The sequence below is a fragment of the Chloracidobacterium thermophilum B genome, assembly GCF_000226295.1.
Lineage (GTDB): Bacteria > Acidobacteriota > Blastocatellia > Chloracidobacteriales > Chloracidobacteriaceae > Chloracidobacterium > Chloracidobacterium thermophilum.
This window is the reverse complement of record NC_016025.1, coordinates 866,397-891,116: the sequence shown is the minus strand read 5'-3', so window position 1 is coordinate 891,116 and position 24,720 is coordinate 866,397. Positions and strand designations below refer to the sequence as shown.

The window sequence follows — 24,720 nt, the reverse complement described above, 5'->3', positions numbered from 1 at the left end:
GTTACCGGTCAATTCAGCCGTGGAATCCTGTCCGCTCCAGCCGGTTGTCAGCCAGACCTGTCATTCATACGGACCAGGAAAGCGTTCACCGTTGAAATGGATAATGTGACCTGGCGCTTCTGCGACCCAAACCTCCGTCTCCCATGCGATTTCGGAGAGATACCTGGCCATCGCCCGACGGGTAGGGAAGGCGGTGACGAAAACCAGGCCAGCCGGGACCTTTTTGAACAGCTCCCTGAGTTCGTGCTGACGCTTGACGTTGATGGGACCATGACTGGTGACAGCCTCGATGAGAACAAGCCAATGCTTCTCCGGCAAATGAACGATAACGTCTGGCATTTTGCCATGCTCATCAAGCACCACGCCGAGCTTCGTGAGATAGTCTGTCTCTAGGTGTCGCTGTTTCCTGCCAGCGTCGCCCACGTAGACCAGCACGCCGCCGGGCGTGAAGCGCGGGCAAAACTCTTCCACGATCTGTTTCACCAATGGGTTTTGCCCGCCAGCCGTGAGGTCAAGCTGACGGCCATCGGGCAGCGTGACCGGAATCAAGGGCATCACCCGCTCTCTTGGCTGTAACCGGCGGAGCGCTTCTGCGCTGGTCACGAAGTTTTTGAGAGACTCGTCCCAGGAAGCTGTGCCGTATGCCCTGACGAGTTCCAACAGGGCCGGTGCGACTTGGTAACAATTTTTAGGACTGTTCACCGGACGGTCAGGTCTGTCCGGGTTTGCCAGAACCAGACCCATTTGGACGAATTGATGAATCGTGGAGCGCCGGACGGTTTCGCGGGTGTTCGGAGCATACCTTTTGCCGAAGTGCTGCTCGAAATGCTTCATCATTTGATTGATGCCAAGGCATGGGTCCGCCGCCTGAGTCCAGCCTTTCTCTGGCGTCAGTCCGAGCAATGCAAGTAGAGTCAGCGCCGACCGCTCGTTTTGCTGTTTTTGTGGGACACCAAGCGCCCGGAGGATGTTCAGTGCCTCCGATACTCTGTCGGCCGCCTGAGTCCCGGCCCGGTCACCCATGACTCACCACCTCCCTCACCAGGCGGTCAACCTCCGCCTGGTCAGGAAAGGTTGTGCCGATGTGCTGGCCAATCCGCACCAATTTGTCTCTTGCCGGATAGCGCAGTGAGCGGAGGTCAGTGGCGTTGACCTGGGTATGACCGCTGAACTGGCGAAAGTAAGTATCCACGAGGGTCGAATTGAGAAACGCGGCAAGCCCCTTGGCCAAGTTCACCGGCAAACCAGCGCCTCGTACGTGGTAGAAGTTCAGATGGTTCTCGAAGGCGACCTGTTCTGCTGGAGGAAGACGGAGAGGGTCATAGATGCCGGCCACAACCCGACGCCGTTCTTCCTTGGCTGAAAATCTTTTGACGAGCACGTAGCAGCCTTTCGGGACAAGCAGCTTCTGCGCTCCCGGGCCAAGCACAAGGGCGTTCGGCTTGCGCGCCCGGCAGCCAGGCCATTCGACAAAACCACGTTGCAGGTGACAGGGATAGATGAGCGGCACAGTATTCGGCTCCGGCTGGAGACAAAGCAGGTGCTTGGCTCTGAAGTCCACTACCCTCCCGGTGGATACCGCCAGGCCCAGCTCTTCCAGGGTGCATTCAAGTTCCAGCATCCGGCGGCGGACGCCTTGCCCGTCCGTGTCCGGGACAACGTGGATGAAGAGATGCGGATCACCCGGCCGGACGAGATCAGCGTGTTTTACAGTTTGAATGTGCCGGTTGGCCCCCTTCAGGTCGGGACTGCCGGATACCACCACGTCATCCGTTCCGTCGGCGGCCTTCACAGCCCGGAAAATGATGTTTTCCTGTAAAACTGCATCGTCGGCAAAGGCGCAATCACGCCGGTCAAACACATGAATGCGGCGGAAGCGCATCGCCTTCAGGAAAAAACGGCGGAAAGGTTCAAAGTAAGGGCCATTGCAGAAACTTCTGGGCGTAATGGCCACGATTTCGCCCCCGGGCGCAAGCAGGGTCGTGGCGACGGCCAGGAAACCGGCGTACAGATTGCTTGTTTCCACGCCCATTGCGCGCAGAAGCTGGCGGTCGCGCGAGTCCGAACGAATCTTCCGGTAGGGCGGATTGAGAATCGCGCAGTCAAAGCCTTCACCCAAACCCGGCGTGAAGAGATCGCCAGTCAATGTTCGCGGCCCGGCTTCGAGGAAATTTCCCTCAACAATTCGGGCGTCGAACTGAATGCCCGCCGCGCGGCTGGCTGCCCGACAAAGATCAAGCGTCGTTTGGAGATAGGGAATCAGCCTGGGATCGATCTCAAAGGCTGTAATGGAGATGGCCTGCGGACGGTGCTCCCGGCGAGCCATCGCGGTCACGAAGGCTGCCGAAAGGGAACCGACCCCGGCACCGGCATCCAGTACCCGCAGTGCCGGCTGGCGCGCCTCGAAGCTTTCTGCCATGAACAGAGCGATGGCGGCCGGTGTGAAGAATTGTCCCCAGAGGGCGCGGCGCTGCCGACCCAGGTGCTCCGAAAGATGGCGCCGCATGTTCTCCACCGTCTCCAGGAGAGGCTCGTCCACCTGCTGTTCGTCTGGTTTCCAAAGTGTCGCGCTGGCCCTTTGCATCACAGCTTCATGCCTGTAGATTTGGCTTTTGACAACCATCCTGCCCGACCAGTGAACTATGGCAGGTCATCCCCCTGCCACGGATGATATTCCATGCCGTTTATTGTATCTCTCAGGTGGATTTCTGGCGGTGGTGTTGAGCCTGTCCGCCGTATTTTGCCACGTCCATGCTGAGCCGGGTTGCCGATTCGATCTTCTGGATGAGCCGCTACATCGAACGGGCGGAAAACATTGCCCGCTTCGTGGATGCCACCATGACGCTGACGCTCGACCTGCCGGCCGATGACACGGCCGCCTGGGTCGAACTCGTCGCCAGTGTGGGCGACCCCGTTGACTTCGCCGCCCGCTACGGCACGCCCACCCCGGCGGCCGTACTGCGCTACCTGACCTTCGATGAACAAAACCCCAACTCCATCCTGACCACGCTGGCACGGGCCCGGGAAAATGCCCGCTGTGTACGCGACACCATTTCCTCGGAAATGTGGGAGCAGGCCAACCGCTTCTACCTCGATGTCAAAAGCGCCGCCACCCAGGGGCGGTTCGGCGCTATGCCGCATGCCTTTTTCACCCAGGTGAAAATGTCCAGCCACCTGTTTGTTGGCGTGACGGATTCAACGATGTCCCACGGCGAAGCCTGGCACTTCAACCGGATCGGACGCCTGCTCGAACGCGCCGACAAAACGGCCTGCATTCTGGGCGTTGAACGCTTCAATGCCACGACCCTTGCCGGCAGCTCCCTCATAGACGATCTGCACTGGTCGGGCCTGCTGCGCGCTGCCAGCGCCCTTGAGATGTATCGCAAACGCTTCGGCCGCATCGAACCACGCCGGGTTTTTGAATTCCTGTTGCTGAGTCGGGAGTTTCCACGGGCGGCGCACTACTGCCTGCTGCGCTGCGTGGAATCCGTCCATGCCATTTCCGGTACCCTGCCCGGCACTTACACCAACCTGCCCGAACAGCGGTTGGGACGGCTGGCGGCGCAGCTCGACTACGCCGGCGTCGAGGATATTCTTCCGCCCGAGTCACCCCGCGACGCCCGTCCGTTTCTGAACCGCTTCCGGCGTGACCTCTATGCCGCTGGCGACGCCATTGCCGCGACATTTTTTCCCAACTGAAGGATTGTGCCTATGACCTTTTGCCTCGGTATCAAGACGGTGGAAGGGTTGGTTGCCGTCGCCGACACGCGCATTACCTCCGGGACCGAGTGCCGTACCTCGCGCAAGCTGACCATCCACCGTGCGGCTGCCGCGCCGGTCTTCGTCATGACTTCGGGCCTGCGTTCCGCACGCGACAAGGTGGTGACGTATTTTGACGAGTGGCTCCGGGGCGAAACCGTCATCCACCGCCGGCTGTATGAACTCGTCAATGCCTATGGCGAGCAGGTACGGCGGGTCGTGCGCGAAGACCATGCTATGCTGGAGCGCGACGGCCTGCGCTTTGACCTCTTTTCGATTATTGGCGGACGGCTGCCCGACGACGGCGAACACCGGCTGTTTCTGGTCTATCCCCAGGCCAACTGGGTCGAAATCGGCGAGTCATCGCCCTACGCCATTATCGGCAATGCCTTCTACGGCAAGCCCATTCTCGACCGGATGCTGGATTACGGCTGTTCTCTTGAAGCGGCCCTCAAGGCGGCGCTGCTGGCGTTCGACTGTACGTTGACGAGCGCCAGTGATGTGAGCTATCCGCTGGATGTGGCTGTCCTGCGCGCCGGAGCTTCTGATTTCATTGAGCATCGCTTCACTGAGCCGGACATGGCAAGCTATGCTGTCTGGTGGCGCACCAACCTTCGCCGTCTCGTCGCTGACGCTCCTGGAAACTGGCTGAGCTTCCTCAACCTGGAGTCTGGCTTATGAGTTCGCTCAACCCGGAAACCATCGCGGCGCTCAAGGCCCTCGATGACGGCGACGGCTTTTTCGCTGAGATGGTGAACACGTTTCTCGACAACGCCAAAGTGACCTTCGAGCAGCTCTACGCTGCCCAAGCCGCCAATGACATCCGCGCTCTGGAGCGGGCGGCGCACAAGTTACGCGGTGCCGCCAGCACAATTGGAGCGCAGAATCTCATGGCCATGTGCGAAGCCTTGGAAACGTCCGCCCGTGCAGAGCACGTCCCGGATGTGGCTGGCTCGGTGGCCGCCATCGAAACCGAGCTTCAGCAGGTTCGCCTGGCGCTTCAGGCCGAAATGCAAAACTGAACCCCTCCCCACCCACAAGGAGAATCACATGCCCCCCAAGGTGGACATCGGTGAAGTGTTGCAGGGACAAGTGGCGCTTGTGACTGGCGCCAGTTCCGGTATTGGCGCGGCCGTGGCGCGTGAACTGGCCCGGGCCGGCGCGGCCGTGGCCGTCAACTACGCCGGAAACCCGGCCGGCGCGCAGTCGGTGGCCGACGCCATTACGGCGGCTGGCGGTCGGGCCATCATCGTCCGGGCTGATGTCAGCGTCGAAGCCGAAGTGACCACCATGTTTTCCGCCGTGCTCGACGCCTTTGGACGACTTGACATCCTCGTTGGCAACGCCGGCCTGCAACGCGATGCGCCTTTTGTGGAGATGACGCTTGAAGCCTGGGAGCGCGTCATGGCTGTCAACCTGACAGGGCAGTTCCTGTGCACCCGCGCAGCCGTCCGGCAGTTTCTCGCCCAGGAAGCGCGCCCGGAGGTGTCGTCCGCTCTGGGCAAAATCATCTGCATATCCAGCGTTCACGATGTCATTCCCTGGGCCGGGCATGTCAACTACGCTGCCTCGAAAGGCGGTCTGTCGCTGCTCGTAAAATCGCTGGCGCAGGAAGTGGCCGAGAAAAAGATTCGCGTCAATGCCGTCTCGCCCGGCGCCATTCGGACGCCCATCAACCGCGCCGCATGGGAGACGCCCGAAGCCGAGGCAGCGCTGCTCAAACTCATCCCTTACGAACGGGTGGGCGAGCCGGAAGACATCGGGCGCGCAGTCGTCTGGCTGGCGTCGGATGCTTCGGACTACATCACCGGTGCGACGCTCTATGTTGATGGCGGCATGACGCTCTACCCGGAGTTTCGTGAAGGCGGCTGATGAACGACTGGATGTTTTCAGAAGCCGAACGGGCGGCCGTCTATCGGGCCATCCACACCCGGCGGGACATTCGCTCCACCTTTCTGCCACAACCCATCCCCGATGCCATCCTGTGGCGGCTGCTCGGCGCGGCCGCTGCGGCGCCATCCGTGGGCTTCATGCAGCCGACGGAGATCATCGTCATCCGGGATACGGAGGTGCGGCGGCAGATTCACGCGCACTTTGAAAGCGTCAACCGGGCTGCGGCTGAAGTTTATACGGACGCCGACCGCCGCGCCTACGATGCCCTCAAGCTGGCCGCCATTATCGAAACACCGCTCAACCTGTGCTTCACCTGCGACACAACAACCCGGCGCGGGCGCGGTCTGGGACGCCAGACCATGCCGGAAACGGCCGTCTTCTCGACGGTCTGCGCCGTACAGAATGTCTGGCTGGCGGCGCGCGCCGAAAACATCGGCGTCGGCTGGGTCAGCATCCTTGAGCCGGAAACGGTCAAAACCCGGCTCGACATTCCGGCGCACCTGACGCTGGTGGCCTACCTGTGCGTCGGGTATGTCAGCGACTTTCCCGCCCAACCCGAACTTGAAACCAAAGGCTGGGAACATGCGCGCGACCTGACCGAAATGGTGTATTTCGACCGCTACGGCGTTCGCCACCCGTGAACCCTGACTCCCCCCACGACAACCTCTGACACTTCTGTACAGAACACGACTGACCATGAAATCAAGCTCTCATGCCAGTTCACCGGCGCGCGTCCGGTGGTGGCTCGCCCTGTGGATTGCCGCTCTGTTGACCGCAACGCCACTGGTGCGGGCGCAGCAGACGGCGGCCAAACCGTCCGCCGGTGACAAACCGGAAGCCAAAGCCGAGGCTTATACCCAACTCAAGTACCGCCTGATCGGCCCCTTTCGCGGGGGACGGGTGGATGCTGTGACCGGCGTCCCCGGACAGCCCAACCTGTACTACTTTGGCGCTACCGGCGGCGGTGTGTGGAAAACAACCGATGGTGGCGTCAACTGGCAGCCGCTCGGAGATGGCTCGTTCCGTACCGGCTCTGTCGGAGCCATTGCCGTTGCCCCCAGTGATCCGAATGTCATCTACGTCGGCATGGGCGAACACACCTGGCGCGGCAATGTCTCGCACGGCGACGGCGTTTACAAATCCACGGACGCCGGCCGGACGTGGCGGCGCGTGGGGCTGGAAAACACGCGCCACATTGCCCGGATTCGCATCCATCCGACCAACCCGGAGGTCGTCTATGCGGCTGCCATGGGACACTGTTTCGGGCCGAATCCTGAACGTGGCGTCTATCGTTCGACCGACGGCGGCAAAACCTGGCAGCGCGTGCTCTTTGTCAGCGACCGCGCCGGTTGCGCCGATCTGGCCATGGACCCGACGAACCCGCGCATTCTCTACGCCGGGATGTGGGAGGCACAGCGCGGGCCGTACTTTTTCAGCAGCGGCGGTCCTGGAAGCGGCCTGTGGAAAAGCACCGACGGCGGCGAGACCTGGCAGGAACTGACCCGCAAGCCGGGGCTGCCCACGGGAGTGCTGGGAAAAATCTGTGTCACCGTTTCGCCGGCCAACCCCGACCGGCTGTGGGCCAGCGTTGAAGCTGAAGAAGGCGGTATCTTTCGCAGCGACGACGGCGGCGCCACCTGGACGCGCACCACGGGCGACCGCAACCTGCGCCAGCGCGCCTGGTATTTTTCCCGCCTTCAGGCCGATCCAAAGGATGCCAACGTCGTCTATGTGCTCAACGTGCAGTGGCATCGTTCGAGCGACGGCGGGCGGACGTTTTCCCCCATGCCCACGACCCACGCGGATCATCACGACCTGTGGATTGCGCCCGATGAGCCAAACCGCATGATTCTGGGCAATGACGGCGGCGCGGCCGTCTCCACCGATGGCGGCCGCAGTTGGACGGAAACCGATCAGCCCACGGCCCAGTTCTACCGGGTCGCCCTCGACAGCCGGTTTCCATTTTTCATCTACGGCGCACAGCAGGACAACACCACAGTCGGCATTGCCAGCCGTGCGACCCGTGGCTTTGGCATCGGTCTGCGCGACTGGGAAGATGTCGGCGGCGGCGAGTCCGGCTGGATTGCGCCACACCCGGCCAACCCGGACATCATTGTTGCCGGCAGCTACGGCGGCCTGCTGACCCGTTACGACCGGCGTACCGGACAGGTGCGCGACATCACCGTGTATCCTGAGAACCCGATGGGTGCCGGCGCGGAAAGTATGAAGTACCGCTTTCAGTGGAACTTTCCCGTCATCTTTTCCCAGCATCCACCGCATCCGCTGTATGCCGCTGGCAACCGGTTGTTCCGCAGTGATGACGAAGGTGCAAGCTGGAAGCCCATCTCACCCGACCTGACGCGCAACGATCCGACGAAGCTGGGGCCGTCGGGCGGCCCCATCACCAGGGACAACACCAGCGTCGAGTATTACTGCACGATTTTTGCCCTGGCTGAATCCCCGAAAGCGGCCGGCCTCATCTGGGCGGGAACGGATGACGGTCTGGTGCACCTGACCCGTGATGGCGGAACAACCTGGGAAAATGTCACGCCCAAGGGACTGCCCGACTGGATTCAGATCAACGCCATCGAAGCCTCACCGCACGAGCCGGGCGCGGCGTACCTGGCGGCGACGATGTACAAGCACAACGACTTTGCGCCCTACCTTTACAAGACGACCGACTACGGCAAAACCTGGACGAAAATCGTCAACGGCATTCCGGCCGATGCCTTCACCCGCGTCATCCGGGAAGACCCCCGGCGGCGGGGACTGCTCTACGCCGGGACGGAAACCGGCATGTACGTTTCCTTTGACGACGGTGCGAACTGGCGGTCACTGCAACTCAACCTGCCGGCCGTGCCGATTACCGATCTGGCCATTCAGCCGCGCGACAACGTGCTTGTGGTGGCCACCCAGGGACGTTCCTTCTGGGCGCTCGACGACCTGACCGTATTGCAGCAGTACGCCGCCCAGCCAGCATCCCAGCCAACGGCCGCGGGCGTCAGGCTGTACGCGCCGGAAAAAACCCACCGGTTGCGTGGTTTTGGCGGTTTTGCGCCGCCGCCCACGGCGACCGTCGGGGCCAACCCGCCGGTGGGGGCCGTGGTCTTTTTCGAGCTGCCCGACAAGCCCTTCAAACAGGTGACGCTCACCTTTGAAGACGCCGCCGGCAAGCCCTTGCGCACGTTCACCGGACGCGCCAAGGCAACCGCCGAAACGACTCCGGCCGGGCCGGGGCGCGACGAAGGGCCGACCGACACCTTCACGTATGAACCAGGCCTCAACCGCTTCGTGTGGGACTTGCGTTTGCCGGGGCCGACGCGCGTACCGGGCATGGTGCTGTGGGCGGCTGACTTGCGCGGCCCACGGGTGCTGCCGGGAACCTATCGCGTCACACTTCGGGCCGATGACGTACGACAGACCCAGACCTTTGATCTCGTCGCCGACCCGCGTGTGGCCGTGCCGCCGGAAGACCTCCAGGCGCAGTTTGACCTGCTGGTGGCCATCCGGGACAAGGTTTCAGAAACGCATCAGGCCATTCTGAACATCCGGGATACCCGGCGGCAGGTGGAAGAGGTCGAAAGCCAGTTGCGCGGACGGGAAGAAGCCAAGCCACTGCTCGAACTGGCAAAGGCCCTCAAGGAAAAGCTCACCGCCGTTGAGGAAACGCTGGTACAGACGAAGATTCAGAGCAGCCAGGATCCGCTCAACTATCCCATCCGGCTCAACAACAAGCTGGCGGCGTTGATCGGTGTCGTGGACAGCGCGGACGCGGCTCCGACCGCGCAGGCGCGGGAGGTCTTTGCCGATTTGAGCGCAAAGACAGACGCCGAACTGCAAAAGCTGCGCGAGGTCATGTCGCGCGATCTGGCGGAGTTCAACGCGAAGTTTCAGGCGTTGAACCTGCCGCGCATCGCACCCCGGGCCACGGCGCAGTGATGGACATCAAGCTCTGTGGGAGCCTTCCTGCCTTGTCTCTCGTTGGGACAGGGCAGGAAGGGTTCCGGTTACGTGTCGGCCATCATGGCGTAGCCGTGGCGCTTTCGAGTTCGGAAGGTGGCGGCAGAATCAGCTCGACGCGCCGGTTGGCGGTCCGGCCGCGGGGCGTGGTGTTTGGCTGGCGCGGATTGGTGTTGCCCATGGCAAACGCCTGGACGCGCTCGGTTGGAATGCCGCGCGCCGTCAGGTAGCCCAGCACGAGTTGCCCGCGCTCACGGCAGAAGTCCTGGCGGCTTTGTTCCGTTCCGGTGTTGTCGCTGTAGGCTTCGATGCGGACAGCGGCTTCCGTCAGGCGCAGAAACTCCACCAGCCGGTCGAGTTTGGCCATTGCCGCTGGCGTCAGAGCCATAGGCTGGCGGGGCGTAGTGATGAAATCGCTGTCCGGCAGTACGAGCACCGAGCCGCGCGCTTCAAACCGGGCATCGCCAAAGAGACGGGCCAGTTCTTCCCGCAGGGCTTTGATGCGCGCTTCGCGGGTTGCGGCCTGGGCGCGGTCGAGTTCGCTGCGCAGGCGGCGGATTTCCTCGCGCAAACTGGCTGTATTGGCATCCCCCTGCGTTTTGTCGGCCGCCAGCCGGTTGTAAGCATCGCGCAGGCGCTCCCGGTCGGCCTCGACTTCGCGCCGCAGCCGCCGTTCGTTGTCGAGCTGCGCCTGCAGGGTGGGAATCTGCCCGACCCGATCCTGAAGTTCGGCAATGACATCATCCTTGGCTGCCAGTTCCTGACGGCGGCGTTCGGCAGCGCGGCGCGCCGTGGCAATGCGACGCGCCCGCTCGGCCAGCCGGATGGCCGTATCGGCCGTTTCGGCGGCTTCATCGCGGCGGCCGCGGCGGTAGAGGTCTTCGGCCGCCGCAAAGGCATCGCCGGCGGCGGCCATCAGTTGGGGGGCAAGCTGATCGGCTTCGTAATAACGCGCAATATCGCGGGCGCGCTGCGCCTGAAGCAGCTCCGGCGGATAGCGCGGATCGCGCCCAGCCGCTGGTGGCTCCGGGCTGACGATGCGGTTTTCCACGTCGGCATCGCCGGAGAAGTCAATTTCGTTGTCGGCAACGAAAACCTGTCCGGTACGGACTTCGGCATTGGCTGCCACAACGAGGCGCGAGGGCGACGTGACCAGATAGTGCGGTTCGGCCGTGACGATCAGGCTGAAGTTGCGGTGACGGGTCGTGGTGCTGATTTCCGAGCCGAACCAGCCGTCGAGTGTGTCGCTCTGCCGCTTGCGGTATTCGCCCAGGTTGTCGCAGATGCCTTCGGGCGTCACGGCCCACATGACGTATGTGGCGGCCATCGGCCCGACCGTGGCCGGGCGGGGCAGCCGTTTGAGCGTCAGGGAGATTTTCGTAATGCTGCTGCGCCGTTCGACGACGGCCTCGCCGCTGACATTTGCCCCGAACCGCTGGGTGCCCACCATCGGGACGCGCACTTCGCGGTCGAACGGATAGCGGATGGTGACGGTGCGAAAGGTGACATCGCTGCGCGGCACGGGCGGAAGCTGCTGCGCCGCAGCCGGGCACAGGGCAGCGAGGCTAAGGGCCGCGGCCAGGAACAGCCGGCCTATCCTGTGGTGCATGGTCGGTTCTGTCATGGGGTGTCGTACTCGGAAGTGTATTCGGTTTGGGAAAAGACCCGCAGCCGCCGGTCGCGGGGACGAACCTCCACCGTCCGCCGGGCAGCTGCGCCGGGCGGCCCCGTCGGGCGATAGACGGCAATGTACTGCCCGCTGAGATCGTCCACGATGCGTTTGAAGCTCCGTTCCAGATCGGCTTCGTCGGTAGGGAAGAATGCCTTGCCCCCGGTGGCGGTGCAGAGCTGTTCGAGGGCGTCGCGGTCCACGTCGCCGAACCGGAAGCGGTCGCCGAGACCGAGCGCATAGACGACAATCCCGCGCCGGCGCAGACTGGCCGCCACGCGCCCCGGCGAAAGCTGGCTGGCGGTGTCGCGGCCGTCGGTCAGAACGCAAATGGCCCGGCGAATGGCGCGGCGCGCGCCGCCGCTGCCGATGACCCGCCGGGCGGTGTGTCCTTCGAGAATTTCGCGCCCGGTGATGTCCAGCGCGTCATAGAGCGCTGTGCCGAGAGGCGGTGTGCCGTTGGCTTCATCGCGGAAAAGCTGTTCGCGTTCGATGCGTCCGAGGGCGGTTTTGAGTGATTTGAGGTGGCTGGTCAGTCCGTTGACGAGATGGACTTCGCCGCCAAAGGTCGCCAGCGCGCCGTAGTCTTTGCCGGGGCGGAAAAACGCATCGAAGAACACATCCACAGCGCGTTTTTCGGCTGGCAAAAGCGATGCCTGGCTGTCGCTGGTGTCGAGCAGGACGGCCAGCATCAGCGGCAGTTCGTTGCTTGTGCGAAAAAGGTCAATGGTCTGTCGCTGTCCGTCTTCATAAAGCTCGAAGTCAGAGGCTTGCAGGTTGGAGACGATGCGCCCGCGCTCGTCCACGACACTGAACACAACACCCCGCGAGTCAGCAACGAGGGCGATTTCATCGCCGGGGTCGGGCAGCGGCGGTGTGGCCGGGCGTGGGCGTCCGCCGTCCTGGGCCGGATTGAGCAAGGGAAACAGCAACGTGACCAGAAGCGCCGGAAAAAAGCCAGGCCAGCGTAGGGACATAGGGGGCAACTCACATGATGACGCGCAGGTGACTCCACCCGCCCGTCAGGAGGTCTTCTTCGGAGAGGCCGTCTTCGGGACTGCCCGGCATGACGAACACGGCGTCGGCCAGAATCGTCTCCGGGTTGACGTACAGAATGCCGTTGACGAGCGAGCGCAGGGTTTCACGCTGCCAGTAGCGCCGCTCATCGGTGACGGCCTCACCGGGCGGGTATGGGACGCTCAGCAGCAGCAGAATGGTTGCCGCGACGTAGTCCTTGCGGTTGGAGAGACGGCGCATCTGGTCCACGTCGTCGCCGACTTCTTCATCTTCGGTTGCCGAGGAAGCCGCCAGTTCTGCCGACCATTCCTCGAACATGGTCTGTCCTTCCTCGCCGGTAACATATTCCCAGTAGGCGTGCGTCCAGTAGGGTTCCTGTTCGAGCAGCAGGGCCACAATGCGCTTGAAGTAACGCTGCTTGGCGGCAACATCCTGAAGATCGCCATCCGGGTCGGCCACGACCGTGGCCAGCCGCCGGCGGAGGGTGTCTTCGCCGAAGGCGCGAATGACGAGCTGGACGCCGAAGAAGTAGAGTTCCTCATCTTTGAGGAACAGCTTGGCAAACCACGAACGGCGCGACATCCGTTTGTTTCCTTGATCAGGTTTGGTGCCTTGAGATCGGCCTCAAGATGAGTATCATGTAACACATTTGGTATGCCATTGGTATTCGGGGTGACGCGAACTTCTCATCGGTGCCGGCTGGCAGCAAAAGCGAACGAGGTCGTAAGGCAATGAGCACAGAAAAAGACGCAATCCTCAAAGTTTTGGCTTTCTGGCGTGCTGTCGAAGCCCTGTCCCCTCAGCAGATCAGTAAGGAGAAACCAGATGACAAATACCAGCCATCATACCTTGTGAAAGGTGGAAACGCATTGCTGCCGTGGGAGAAAGGCCACAAACACCAAGAACGCGAGGAACATCAAAAAACGCACTGGAGGTATGTTGTGCATTGTGGGCTTTATGATACCCAAGAATTGGTAGAGAAATTGGTAAAGCACATCGATCCAAAAGATAAAAAAAAGCAGAATGCTACAGAAGTAACTGCACGTCTCTTTGATCTACACTTTGATAAGTACGGACAGCCAATACCAGATACTCTCAACCTGACACTGAATGCTTGGGCGTCTGGTATTGTTTTAGGGTGTAAGGACAGCGGAGAAAAAGTCTTGAAAACCTTGGAAAAAGAGGGTTCTTACAATGAAAATTCTTATGTTGCAGAAGGCTGTTATAACAAATTATTTGAACTTAGAAAAGAACTAATTGAGTATATCGAAAAAAATTGGGAAGAATTCAGGAGAATGGGAGGAAGTAAAGAGTGTATTGATAAGCTTATAACACACATAGCTGAAAAATGTCAATTTCCCGAGGAACTCCTCGGAGAAGAAATAAGCATGCTGGTGAAGTCTGTTAGGCTAAGTGAACAAAAAAAATGATGAAAGTGATTTTCCCTTTCTTAGTCCTCAAAGTGAATACCAGGACAATGAAGTCGAAGTTGACATTGACAGTGTTCCTACCAGCAGTTTTTTTATTAATGATCTCTACAAGATAACCAAAGCAGGTGAAAATAACTTCGGAAAAGCTTTGCAAAGCTACTTCACTAAGCAAACCCAAAAAATAGATGTGCGTAAAGACCAAAAAGTTTGGGAAAAGCTGAGACCAGAAAATTTTCCACTTGGATGCTGGCCAAGTGATTACCCCCTTGTTTTCAGCCAGCAGCTCGCTATCAATGCTATGTGCGAGGAGTTTGCCGAAAAAAGAGAAGCCCACGAGGAAGATACGAGTACCTCCGCCTTAAAGGAAGGTCTTTTTGCTGTCAATGGTCCACCTGGCACGGGAAAAACGGTCCTACTTCGTGACATTGTCGCAATGGTTGTAGTCGGACGCGCCCTAAAATTATCAAAGCTTCAAGAAGATAGGAAAGGAATTTTCGAAGAAATAAAGATTAACATTAGTAACCAAGAATTTGGCTACCGTCCTCTGAAGGAAGAACTACGTGATCACTCCATTGTTGTAGCATCATCGAATAATAGCCCTGTTGAAAACATTTCTTTGGAGCTGCCACGCATGGCCTCTGTGTCGCAGGAAAGAGTCAGAGGCCATGACTATTTTCGCGACATCGCCACAAGGCTCCTCAATGGCCGAAAAAAAGACGTTCCTGAGCAAGATAGTATCAAAGCTGCTGAAGAGACGGAAGAGAAAGCTTGGGGACTAATTTCAGCCGCACTGGGAAAAAAGGAGAATTGTCAGAAGTTCATTCGTGCACTCTGCGACTCGGAAGCAGCTTCCAGTGGGTTACGTCAGCATCTTCTCTCGCTGAAAGATGGAAAAGCTCAGCCGGCGATCGAGTTAGAAGAGGCTCGGAAGAAGTTTAATGATGTCTTAAAAGCTGAGAAAAAATCGAGAGAGAAAGTGAAAAGTACTGCTGAAAATAACCCTTTACATTCTCAAAAGGAAGACGATCGCGAAAAGTCATCACCTTTCCATAGCAAAGAATGGTTTTTAGAACGTCAGAACCTGTTTCTTGCCGCGCTCGACCTGCATCGGGCGTTCATTGAAGCTTACCCTGAAGAGTGGCTCGCCCTGTTGCAGGTTGTCCGTGAGTGGTTGGAAGGCAAGCTTTCGTCAGAAGAACAGGCCTGCCAGCACGCTCTTGATGCCCTGTGCTTTATTGTACCAGTCATCTCGACGACATTTGCCTCCGTCGGACGGATGTTTTCCGGTATCGGAAAGGGCGGGATTGGCTGGTTGCTTGTTGACGAAGCCGGGCAGGCAGCTCCGCAGCAGGCCGTCGGTGCCATCTGGCGGGCGCGGCGGGTCGTTGTTGTTGGTGACCCACTACAGCTCGAACCCATTGTCACTTTACCGGGGGAGCTTGAAAAAAAGCTGGCAGAAACTCTTGGAGTAGAAGCAGAATTTCGCCCAAGTCGTTCGTCAGTTCAGCACCTAGCCGACCGGGCCAGTAGATGGGGAACGACAATTGAAGGATTGATTAAACAAAAGAGTAAAGAAAAGAAAGAAAATATCTGGGTCAGCTGCCCATTGCGCGTCCATTGGCGTTGCAGCGAACCTATGTTTTCCATTATTAACAAGATTGCCTACGGAGGATTGATGATTCATGGCAAAGTTAGTACATCCTGTGTTCTACCTGAACCAGCTTGGATTCATGTGTGCGGGCAGAAGTCAAAAGGTCACTGGATTGAGGAAGAAGGGGAGGCACTTGATAAGCTGCTCAAAGAGCTGGTAGAAATCAGGAAAGTTAATCCTAAGAACATCTATCTCATCACTCCTTTCCGCTCCGTTGCTGAAGAACTGAAAAATAAAGCTGAGAATTACAAACTTGATGAAAAAAAGGTCGGTACAGTACACGCAAGTCAAGGAAAGGAAGCTGACATTGTGATCTTGGTGCTGGGTGGAAACCCAAAGAAACCACTTGCAAAAAGTTGGTCTGCTCAAAAACCCAATCTGCTCAATGTGGCTATCAGCCGCGCCCGGGAACGGCTGTATGTTATCGGTGACCGCAGTGAGTGGAAAAAACTTGAATACTTCTGTGTTATGGCGAAAAACCTGAAAGAAGCTTCGTTTGATTCCCATGGAATAAACTGGGATAAATCAGAACCAGTGCAGGATTCCACTGGTGTGTCCAAGCCGGATACGATTTCGACACAACAACCAAGAATGCACCCGCAACCTTCAAGGCAACCTCAAGACGGAATCAAGCTACCAACATTGCCCAGAGATGTTTTGCCTTTTATCTCGGCTACCTGTGAAAGGCTCTTCCTGTAATCTTCTGTTTACCTTCCGGCTAGGGGTGTAACTTCCTTCCAGAAAAGATGGACCTGCTGTGTCACGGACGTTCTCATAATGTTGCGTTTCTGTGTCATCGGTGGCGGCAAGAGCCTCTTCTGAAATCTCCCGTTTACATTCCGGCTTGTGTCCTAACTATTTTTCCAGAAAAGACTTAGCCGGACGCAACACGCGCCTGACCGGGGCGATAACATGGTGTGGAAAGCCCTGGTATGGGTCCACCCGGCACCAGAGCCGTTACCTATTTTTTCATTCGCCCCTGTGGTCTTTTTGAAAGGTTTGTCATGTCGCGCATCGGTAATCCCTTCGCTGCCCTTGTCTCCCGTCTGCAACGTGCGCGGGTGGAAGACCAGTCCATTGCTCCCCGGACGCGCCCCCAACCGGCGCCAACCCCCTCCGAAACAACGCCGGCACGCCCGACAACGTTCAGCCCGACTTCACTCGATGCCGCCCACACAGCGCGGGTAGGTTTCAACCAGGCTGACCGACTGCGGGCCAGCCTCTTCTCGATGTTCCGTCCGGCTGCTGCGCCTACGGCCGCGCCCACGGCTGCCACGTCTGCGGCTGCCGCAGCCGGCAATACCCAGACGGTAACGGCCTCAGCCGCCCCCAACGCCGCCATCCGTGACTTCCAGACAACAACTTCCACGATTGCCATCACCGAGGATTTGAAAACAACCGGCGTGCGCGTGGATGTCAACATCGCGCACAGCTATGCCAGCGATCTGGTGGTCAAGCTGCGCTCGCCCGAAGGGCGCGAAGTGCTGCTGCGCAATCGTGAGGGCGGACGCGGCACCGGTACGGTCAGCTTCACAGCCAACCCCACTGATTTCAACGGGGTTTCAACCAAAGGCAACTGGACGCTGGTGGTCGAAGACCGCGCTGGCGGCGATGTCGGCACACTGCGTAACTGGTCGCTGGCACTGACCGGCACCCGTCCTGCGCCGGAGCCGCCACCGGCAACCGGCGGCCGTACCGTGACGCAAACGGCCACGCCGAATGCGTCCATCCGTGACTTTCAGACAACAACCTCAACGATTGCCATCAATGACGACCTGAAGACAACCGGCGTGCGCGTGGATGTCAACATTGCCCACACCTACGCCAGCGATCTGGTAGTCAAGCTGCGTTCGCCCCAGGGACAGGAAGTAACGCTACGCAACCGTGAGGGCGGGCGGGGCAACGGTACGGTCAGCTTTACGGCCAACCCTTCCGATTTCAACGGAACGGACGCCAAGGGCGAATGGACGCTCATCGTGGAAGACCGCGAGCGGGGAGATGTGGGAACGCTGCGGAGTTGGTCGCTGTCAGTCACAGGCACGGACCGCACGCCGCCGCCCGCGCCGCCGCGTCCGACGCCGCCACCGGACAACAGCCCGCTGCTGCTGGGCAATCCCTCGAATGCCGTCCCGGATGTGCGCCAGGAAAACAACTACCTCATCGTCCGCGATCAGTTCACGGCTTCGTACAACCGGGCCGATGCCAAACCGAACTGGGTGGCCTGGCACACCGACCGGTCACACCTCGGACGCGAAGGGCGCGGCAAGTTCGATGAAAACAGCACTGACAACCAGCTTCCCGAAGGCTGGCGGCGCGTTACGACGTTTGACTACACCGGCAGCGGCTATGACCGTGGGCATCACCTGCCCAGCGCCGACCGTACAGCTTCGCGCGAGGCTAACAACGGCACATTTCTGATGACGAATGTCCTTCCCCAGGCGCCGGACAACAACCAGGGGCCTTGGGAGCGGATGGAACGGTACGTCCGCGACCAGATTCGCCAGAACGACATGGAGGCCTACACCATCATGGGCAGCTACGGCGAAGTGGGCCGGATTCCGGGGCAGGGAGGTGACGCCAACATCGCCATTCCCGAACGGGTCTGGAAAGTCGTGGTGCTGATCCCACGGGGTGACAACGACCTGGAGCGCATCAACCGGGATACGCAGGTCATCGCCGTGGATATGCCCAACCGCCAGGGCATCCGCAACGACAACTGGGAAGACTACCGGGTGTCGGTGGCAGACATCGAACGTGCCACCAACATGCGGTTCTTCACGAACCTGCCGCCAGAAGTGCAGGCAGCGCTGCGCGAGAAAGGACGTTAGGTCGGTTGATCCATTGCTTGGCATCACTCAGCCGCACGGTGGTTCGCTTCCACCGTGCGGTTTTTTCCAGGTGATGACCGGCGTCATCGTGCCGGGCATCATGCTCTCGTGCCAAGGTCAGGAACCTTGAGCTACGTCTTGTCCGTCGCGACCAAAGACATCGGGATAACGGGCGATCGTTTCCTGTATGTCGGCGTCATAACGCACGACGATGACGCGGTAGCCACGGCATACGAGTTCCGCACGTCGTTCACGGTCCTGCGCGGCCTGGGATGGCTCGTCGTGCACTGAGCCATCGCAGAACACACAGACATTGGGTTCATAGAAAAAGTCTGCCACACAGGCCGGCTCGGCAATCCGCTTCTGTGCGTCATCGGGCAGCCGGTAGCCGCCTTCGGCAAGCGCGTCAAGCAACCGCCGTTCAAGTTCGGAGCGGGAATCGGTGAGGGACCGCAGCCACGCCAGGTGTTCGTTGCGCGTTTTGCCTCTCACCCGCGGCTCCGTACGGCCGGCGGCCAGGTTGAACAGCAACTCCCGGATGTGGTGCCGGTTGAGTTTGAGCGCTTCATGCTGGTTGGCGAAGCTCAACAGGCACTCGTAGCACGCCGCGCGGCAATCCGGTCGGGTGTCGCTCAGGCCGTCCTCCCGGAGTTCAAAGTGACAAATCTCAAGCGCGGCACGCGCCACCTCAGCCAGCGTGGTTGCCTCTTCCACAAATCTCCGCAGGACACCTGCTCCGCCTTCGGCTGTTTCGTACAGCAGCATGGCCCGGTGCTCCCCGTCGCCGATGGGCTCGGCCGCCAGTTCCGTCTCTTCCAGCTCGAAGGTCTCTTCAATGCCCCGCTTGAGGGCGTAGCGCAGGGTGGCTTCCAGCGTCTGATCCGCGCACTGTTCGGGTTGGGCCGGGCGTACGATCAGGACGTTCTGCGTCATGCGTACCGCCAATCGGATGCGTTCCAGACGGTGCGGACGGGAAGGATGACTCGGCTTGTCAGCCGACGAAATGACCTCGCCACTTTCAAAGTCCACCAGGAAGCCTTTGACTTCCGAGCCGCGCCAGCCGTGATTGACGCGGAGCAGCGTCGCCGACGGGGCATAGACCAGGCGCAGCAGCGGCGTTTGTCCGCTGACCACATCGGCTTCCTGGACACGGTGGCCGGAACCTTCCGGGGCAAACTGGAAAAACGTTTGCAGCTCGTACCCCCGCCGCCGGCGTTCCTCCTCATCGGCCGTAATGCGTGCGCGGCGTTTCATCCGCACATTGGGCATATCGAGCAAAGGGGTTGCCAGGCTGTTGGAAGCATCAAACCGGGTGTGGCAGACGGGACAGCCATCGTCGTGCGGGTCGGCAAAAGCGCCACAGGTCAGACATAGTTTCTGGCTGTACCGGCGTTCATCCAGTCCGCCCGGAGGCGTCTGGAAGGCCACTGATTCCCACTGGCGTCCCTCGTGATAGAGAAAGTTGTGGGGCGCAAACTCCCGGATCGCCAGCGACCGCGGCCGGGCAATGAATTCACCTTCACTGCTGCGTGGCACCCAGGCGCGCACCGGCAGCGCCGGAAAGTTGTAGCCGGGCAAAAAACCTTCACTGGCCAGATACCGGTAGGGATAAAAGTCCCCTTCTTCATACCTGGTTCCGATCTGCAGGAGCAGGTTGCGCTGGCGTACGGCTTCCTGCTGGCGGCGATTGGCTTCCTGCTGGTCATCGTTGCTGCGGGCGCGCTCCAGGGCAGCCTGGGCCGCCTGCAACTGGCGGGTGGCCGCCCGGTAGAGTTCCCGCCAGCGGTCAAACGCCCGGTCAAATTCGCGGGGGGCCTCTTCGATGACATGCCGCACCCAGCGGTCGCTGAACCAGCCGCTTCTGGCGAGAACTTCACGGTCGGCCGCGAGCAGGGCGCGCACGCGCTGCCCGATGTGCTGGCGGATCGGTTCAGAAAGCTGAATCTGGGCTTTTACCTCTTCGTGCAGAGGCAGGTCTGTGATCTGTTCGGTATCAATGACGGTTTCAATCGAGTTCTTCAGGGGCAGGCGTACGTGCGCCAGCCAGACCGCATGGATGTGCGCGCGCAGCAGCGACTCGTTGGCCAAATCCAGCCGTGGCGGTCGCACTCGCCCGGCTACCATTTCGGCACGGCGGCGGAAAAAGTACTGGTCATGGCTGTTGAGCGCGCCGCAGTAGGTCACGATCAGCCCGGGTTGTCCCTGCCGTCCGGCACGTCCGCTGCGCTGTGCGTAGTTTGCCGGTGTCGGCGGAACGTTACGCAGATGCACCAGCTCCAGATCGGCAATATCCACACCCAGTTCCATCGTCGGGGAGCAGACGAGGTAGGGCAGTCGGCGACCCGTCTCCGCCTCTTTTGTCTGGTCCTGCCCCTCCCAACGGAAGCGCCGTTCGCGGCGCTCCCGCTCGCCGGGCCTGACCACCTGCGCCGTGTGTTCTCTGGCTTCGAGCGCCGCCAGGCTGGCGGCCGCCGACTGGTAAAAATGCTGGAAGAAGGCGTTGACAGGACGGGAAGGGACCGCGTAGCCCGCCGCTTCTGCGCGTCGTGAGTAGAGGGGATCGGGAGCTGGCGGCGTCCCCTGTCCCAGACACCAGCGAAGACATGAGGCATCGAGTCGGTAGCACGGCTGGCTGCCTGCCGTTTCGATGGCGAGCAGTCCGTGGCTGACCAGAAGCGCAAGAAGTGCGCCGAGAAACTCGTCGTACGCCTCGGCGTTCAGCCCAAGGCGCTTGATGAGAAAGCGGCCAATGAGACTGCGCGCGCTCAGTCCAAAGCCTGGTCCCTGACGGCTTGACGGACGGTGCCGGACAAAGCGGTTAGCCGGGCGCAGTTCGTCATCCTCCGGGTCAAGTCCCCAGAACTCGTTGAGGTATTGCCCGGCACGCCGGCGCAGGCTTTTCTGGAAATCTTCCTCCAGTGCGCGAACCCGGATGGCCAGTTTGCGCCGGAACTGGTCCAGCACCGCCCGGAGAAGAGTTTTCCGTTCCTCACCAGCGGCCTGCCTGAACCACGGATGAAGGTCAACCAGCTTTTGGCTTTGGCAGAGCGTCTCCAGCCCGTAGTACTCGATGCTGAGCAACCCGACCTGTTCGAGGTTGGGGTGTGTCACCCGCCAGCCCCGCCGCAGGTCATCATAGAGCCGATATTCCGTCAGGTCGGTAAACGTCTGCCAGACTTCCCTGACCGCCGGGGTTTCCGGGTCAAGGCCCGGATTCTGGGCGATGTCGGCCAGACCAAGCCCCGATGCACGGACGACGGCTTCCGCCACCCGGTCAAAGGCAAGTTCGGGGGATTGGCGTAGTGCCGCATACAGCGCCGCCCGGAGAAGCGCCACGTGGACGAAATCATTGAAGTGTCCGGCCTGCAGTGAGGCGTCCTGGCGGTTGTCCGTAAACGTGAGCAGTTTGTCGCGTGCCGCTCCGGTGCGCGCCGCATGCCGCAGCAGGGAGTTGGCAAGGATCGTCGTGGCGCTGGAGCGTCCTTCGCTTGAGAGTGAGGCAAACTTGACAAAATCGCGCTCCCGCCCGGTGTAGTACTCACCACAGCCAAGGCACAGGGAAAACGGGTGTGGCTGCCACCACATCTTTTGCGCTCCATCCTGCGGGAAGGGGGAATACGCTCCGTCCGGCCGGACCCAGACCGCCTGCGGCACCCGCTCCTTCCAAGTCGGACTCAGTTTGCCGTCAGCCTTGAACCAATCCTCGGGAAGCTGTTCCCGTGACCAGTCACCCTCGCCGGGGGCCAGCATCAGATACCCAGCCTGCGCGTCGTCCCCATCCGGTTCTGTCCCTACCGGATGGGGCAAAAATCGCTCTTCCTGCTGCACGGCATGGTAATAGTCCTGCCCGCACTGGCGGCAGAATTTGACTGGAAAAAACAGCTTGTCTTCGCCGGCCTGGACCTGCCCTTCAAGTGAAAACCGCCGTGCTTCGTGTGTTTCCACGGTGGCATAGAGCGTCCGACCCTGAGCGATGAACTGATGGAGCTTGAACGCTGGCGCCCGGGTGCGGCCCTCCCGTTGGAGGCGGCTGGCGTGCGCCAGCAGTTTGCGCAGGGCGTCGGTGCAACGCTGGACATCGCCGCCGGTCAGCGCGGCAAGTTGTTCGGCTACTTTGGAAAGCTCGCGTGGCGTACGGCGCTTGAGTGTGCCATCGGGGCTTTGTTCGATGCCGAGTTCATATTCCAGCCAGCGCATGAGGGGGTGGCCGCGCAGTGCGGAGAGGTCGCCGGGCAGGGGCGTCCCGACGGCAGCTTTCAGTTCTTCCGCGGTCGGCGGGCCGCCTTCGGTGAAAGGCGCAAGGGTTTCTTCGATGACATGCTCCGGCCCGAAATGATGACCGAAGAAGCGCTTGGCAAAATCGGCGACGCTTTGCCGACGCTCTTCGGCGGTGGCATCCGGCCGCGAGATCATGGTGGCGCTGGTGCCGATGTGTAACAGGCCGTCCCCGGCACAACGTTCTTTGAGCCGGCGAACGAGCATGGCCACGTCCGCCCCCTGCCGGCCCCGGTAGGTGTGCAGTTCGTCGAAGACCAGAAAGCGTAAACCCCGGTCGGCGAATGGTGCGTGGCGAATCGCCGGTGGCAGTGTGGCTTCTACCTTGCTCTGCCGTTCGCCATTCGCGATCTGCTCCAGAAACCGCTGATCTTCGGGCCGTACCAGCAGCAGTTCCGCCATGACGTAGTTGGTGAGCAGAATCTGTGGCGGGTTGAGCCGTATCTTCTCGCGCGCGGCTTCAGAAGTTTCTCCCGTGTATTTGGCAAAGTGCACCGGAAAGGGGCGGCCGGAGGTGCGTTCATAACGCTCCTTGAGCGCGTCCAGGGCCTGGAACTGGGAATTGACCAGCGCATTCATCGGGTAGATGACCAGCGCCGCGGCCCGCCCGCCGGTGTCGGGATGGCGGATCAGGCTGTCAATGATGGGCAGAAAGTAGCAGAGACTCTTTCCCGAACCGGTGCCGCTGGTGACGACAAAGCTTTCGCCCCGTGCGGCTTTGTCAATCGCTTCTTCCTGGTGGCGGTGAAGGCGAAAAGGGTGTCCGTCCTCAAGGCGGAAGATACGTGCTGTCTCCCGCGTGATGTGACCGGTGCTGGCCAGTTCATCAACGGTCGGCCCGGAAGCGTAGGCGGGGCTCAACTGCACCAGCGGTTCGGGCCAGAGATAGCCCTCTTCTTCCATTGACCGGTCCACGAATGCCCGCGCCCGGTCATCGGCAATGAGGAAAAACGAGCGGACGAAGTTTTGGTAGTCGTCCAGAACGGCGGAGTGGAGGTCAAAGATGGTGGACATCTGCGCTACCCTGCAAAGTCTTTTCTACGGCGACGCCCACGGCCTTGGGATGGGGCCGCCACCCCGGAAGAGACATGCGGGCAGGATGCCCGCGCTCCCAGCGGGGTCCGGCTGGCGGATGACAAGCCCGTAGCCCCTGAAGGGCGTGGTTTCCTATCCAGGGCTATTTTGCTTGCCCGGAGGTGTTTTGAAACCGCGTTATTGTGTCGCAAAGACTTCTTCGAGTGTAGCGGCCGTGGCGGCTTTGGTCAGCAGATGTTCCAGTTCGGCGTCGGTGGCAGCGTCCAGGCGCGACTGGTAGGGCGTCAGGTCGGCGTCGGGAAACCGTACCCGCAGCAGTTGCCGCAACGCCCACACCTTCCCCTCGTGCTGCCCACGATGCATACCCTGCTGCAAGCCCTGCTGCACACCTTCCCGCAACAACGCTTCCGCCCACTTCTGTACGTTCGTCGCCAGCATCGTCCCTTCTCCCGTCTCCAAAGTCTCCTCCACCGCCATCATCGCCCCAGGATGCACCCGCTGCAAGTACCGCTTCACCCACTGCGTCAGCACCCGGTCGATCCGCTCCCGGTTCGGCAACGCCTGCAACGCCTCACTAATCCGCCTCACCACCGCCAACGCCTCCTCTTTGCCCTCCGCATTCTCCAACGCAAATATCCCCGCCACCACGTTCCGTATCCCAGCCAGCTCCTGCGCGCTGTACGCCCCCTCGTCCAGCAGGTAGTACCGCAGCCGCGGCTGATACGCACGCAACACCGGCGGACACTCAATCACCTCCCCAATGTCCGTCGCCACCCGCCACCGCCGCTCCCCGTTGTACAGCACCACCGGCAACACCGGCGGCAGCCGACGCGGGTCAACCCGCTTCTCCTTGATGAGTGAGTCGTACAGCGCCGCCACGTACTGCACCATCCGCACCGGCATCGCCGCGTCGGGCGTGGACTGAAACTCCAGCAGCAGATACAGGTACAGCATCGTGTCGGCCATCTTCACCCGCCAGACGACATCCTCTTCCCGCGACTGCATCGCCGGAGTGACAAAACTGCCCGCCACCAGTTCCAGCGTGGAGAAGTCGAGGAGTTGGGCAATGTCCGGGGTGACAAACCCTTCAATCAGTTGCTGGACAAGCTCCGGCAGGCTGAACAGCGCCTTGTAGCCGGTGTCGTGAAAGGGCGCGTCGGTCATAGGCAGGAAATCCAGGTGTCAGTGCGATGCACCAGCCGC

General features: G+C 60.6%; 16 protein-coding genes. 9 read left to right on the top strand and 7 right to left on the bottom strand.

What is annotated here, in order from left to right:
* Nucleotides 1–60: 60 nt before the first annotated feature.
* Complete coding sequence (locus tag CABTHER_RS16315) at nucleotides 61–1,023, bottom strand: BsuBI/PstI family type II restriction endonuclease (RefSeq protein ID WP_014101467.1); 963 nt, start codon at nucleotides 1,021–1,023, stop codon at nucleotides 61–63.
* A complete protein-coding gene (locus tag CABTHER_RS16310; protein WP_187288457.1) occupies nucleotides 1,016–2,506 on the bottom strand; it encodes an Eco57I restriction-modification methylase domain-containing protein in 1,491 nt (496 codons plus the stop codon). The genes CABTHER_RS16315 and CABTHER_RS16310 overlap by 8 nt, the downstream gene beginning before the upstream one ends.
* A gap of 245 nt (nucleotides 2,507–2,751) precedes the next feature.
* Between CABTHER_RS16310 and CABTHER_RS14690 the strand changes: the two genes are divergently transcribed.
* The 6 genes from CABTHER_RS14690 to CABTHER_RS14665 are packed head-to-tail and all read left to right on the top strand — an operon-like array spanning nucleotide 2,752 to nucleotide 9,591.
* Nucleotides 2,752–3,699: an alpha-E domain-containing protein gene (locus CABTHER_RS14690; RefSeq protein WP_014101465.1), complete on the top strand. Its 948-nt coding sequence runs from the start codon at nucleotides 2,752–2,754 to the stop codon at nucleotides 3,697–3,699.
* Nucleotides 3,700–3,711: 12 nt separating this feature from the next.
* Nucleotides 3,712–4,440, top strand: coding sequence for a peptidase (locus CABTHER_RS14685; protein ID WP_014101464.1), 729 nt, complete (start codon nucleotides 3,712–3,714; stop codon nucleotides 4,438–4,440).
* Nucleotides 4,437–4,781, top strand: coding sequence for an Hpt domain-containing protein (locus tag CABTHER_RS14680; RefSeq protein ID WP_014101463.1), 345 nt, complete (start codon nucleotides 4,437–4,439; stop codon nucleotides 4,779–4,781). The genes CABTHER_RS14685 and CABTHER_RS14680 overlap by 4 nt, the downstream gene beginning before the upstream one ends.
* A gap of 28 nt (nucleotides 4,782–4,809) precedes the next feature.
* On the top strand, nucleotides 4,810–5,631 hold the full coding sequence (locus CABTHER_RS14675) for an SDR family oxidoreductase (RefSeq protein WP_014101462.1): 822 nt from the start codon (nucleotides 4,810–4,812) through the stop codon (nucleotides 5,629–5,631).
* Nucleotides 5,631–6,293: a 5,6-dimethylbenzimidazole synthase gene (bluB, locus tag CABTHER_RS14670; RefSeq protein ID WP_014101461.1), complete on the top strand. Its 663-nt coding sequence runs from the start codon at nucleotides 5,631–5,633 to the stop codon at nucleotides 6,291–6,293. Before CABTHER_RS14675 ends, bluB begins: the two co-directional genes overlap by 1 nt.
* Before the next feature lie 55 nt (nucleotides 6,294–6,348).
* The gene (locus tag CABTHER_RS14665) at nucleotides 6,349–9,591 is read left to right on the top strand and encodes a VPS10 domain-containing protein (RefSeq protein ID WP_014101460.1); all 3,243 of its coding nucleotides are present in this window, start codon (nucleotides 6,349–6,351) and stop codon (nucleotides 9,589–9,591) included.
* A gap of 82 nt (nucleotides 9,592–9,673) precedes the next feature.
* Here the strand turns inward: CABTHER_RS14665 and CABTHER_RS14660 are convergent, their stop codons facing one another.
* Genes CABTHER_RS14660 through CABTHER_RS14650 form a run of 3 tightly spaced genes read right to left on the bottom strand, consistent with a single transcriptional unit; the run spans nucleotide 9,674 to nucleotide 12,880 of the window.
* A complete protein-coding gene (locus tag CABTHER_RS14660; protein WP_014101459.1) occupies nucleotides 9,674–11,236 on the bottom strand; it encodes an OmpA family protein in 1,563 nt (520 codons plus the stop codon).
* Nucleotides 11,233–12,258 carry a VWA domain-containing protein gene (locus CABTHER_RS14655; RefSeq protein WP_014101458.1) on the bottom strand — a complete coding sequence of 342 codons (1,026 nt, stop codon included), beginning with the start codon at nucleotides 12,256–12,258 and terminating at the stop codon, nucleotides 11,233–11,235. Before CABTHER_RS14655 ends, CABTHER_RS14660 begins: the two co-directional genes overlap by 4 nt.
* 10 nt (nucleotides 12,259–12,268) lie before the next feature.
* Entirely contained in the window at nucleotides 12,269–12,880 is a 612-nt protein-coding gene (locus CABTHER_RS14650) for a DUF1517 domain-containing protein (RefSeq protein WP_014101457.1), read from the bottom strand.
* Between the two features lie 149 nt (nucleotides 12,881–13,029).
* Between CABTHER_RS14650 and CABTHER_RS16860 the strand changes: the two genes are divergently transcribed.
* The 3 genes from CABTHER_RS16860 (at nucleotide 13,030) to CABTHER_RS16305 (ending at nucleotide 18,207) form a co-directional block, all read left to right on the top strand.
* The gene (locus CABTHER_RS16860; protein ID WP_081464980.1) at nucleotides 13,030–13,728 is read left to right on the top strand and encodes a hypothetical protein; all 699 of its coding nucleotides are present in this window, start codon (nucleotides 13,030–13,032) and stop codon (nucleotides 13,726–13,728) included.
* Nucleotides 13,712–16,078 carry a DEAD/DEAH box helicase gene (locus CABTHER_RS14640; protein WP_081464979.1) on the top strand — a complete coding sequence of 789 codons (2,367 nt, stop codon included), beginning with the start codon at nucleotides 13,712–13,714 and terminating at the stop codon, nucleotides 16,076–16,078. The genes CABTHER_RS16860 and CABTHER_RS14640 overlap by 17 nt, the downstream gene beginning before the upstream one ends.
* Nucleotides 16,079–16,383: 305 nt before the next feature.
* Nucleotides 16,384–18,207, top strand: coding sequence for a DNA/RNA non-specific endonuclease (locus tag CABTHER_RS16305; RefSeq protein ID WP_187288456.1), 1,824 nt, complete (start codon nucleotides 16,384–16,386; stop codon nucleotides 18,205–18,207).
* Between the two features lie 117 nt (nucleotides 18,208–18,324).
* Here the strand turns inward: CABTHER_RS16305 and CABTHER_RS14630 are convergent, their stop codons facing one another.
* The gene (locus CABTHER_RS14630; RefSeq protein WP_014101452.1) at nucleotides 18,325–23,496 is read right to left on the bottom strand and encodes a DEAD/DEAH box helicase; all 5,172 of its coding nucleotides are present in this window, start codon (nucleotides 23,494–23,496) and stop codon (nucleotides 18,325–18,327) included.
* A 198-nt stretch (nucleotides 23,497–23,694) separates the two neighbouring features.
* A complete protein-coding gene (locus tag CABTHER_RS14625; RefSeq protein ID WP_014101451.1) occupies nucleotides 23,695–24,681 on the bottom strand; it encodes an Rpn family recombination-promoting nuclease/putative transposase in 987 nt (328 codons plus the stop codon).
* Nucleotides 24,682–24,720 lie beyond the last annotated feature (39 nt).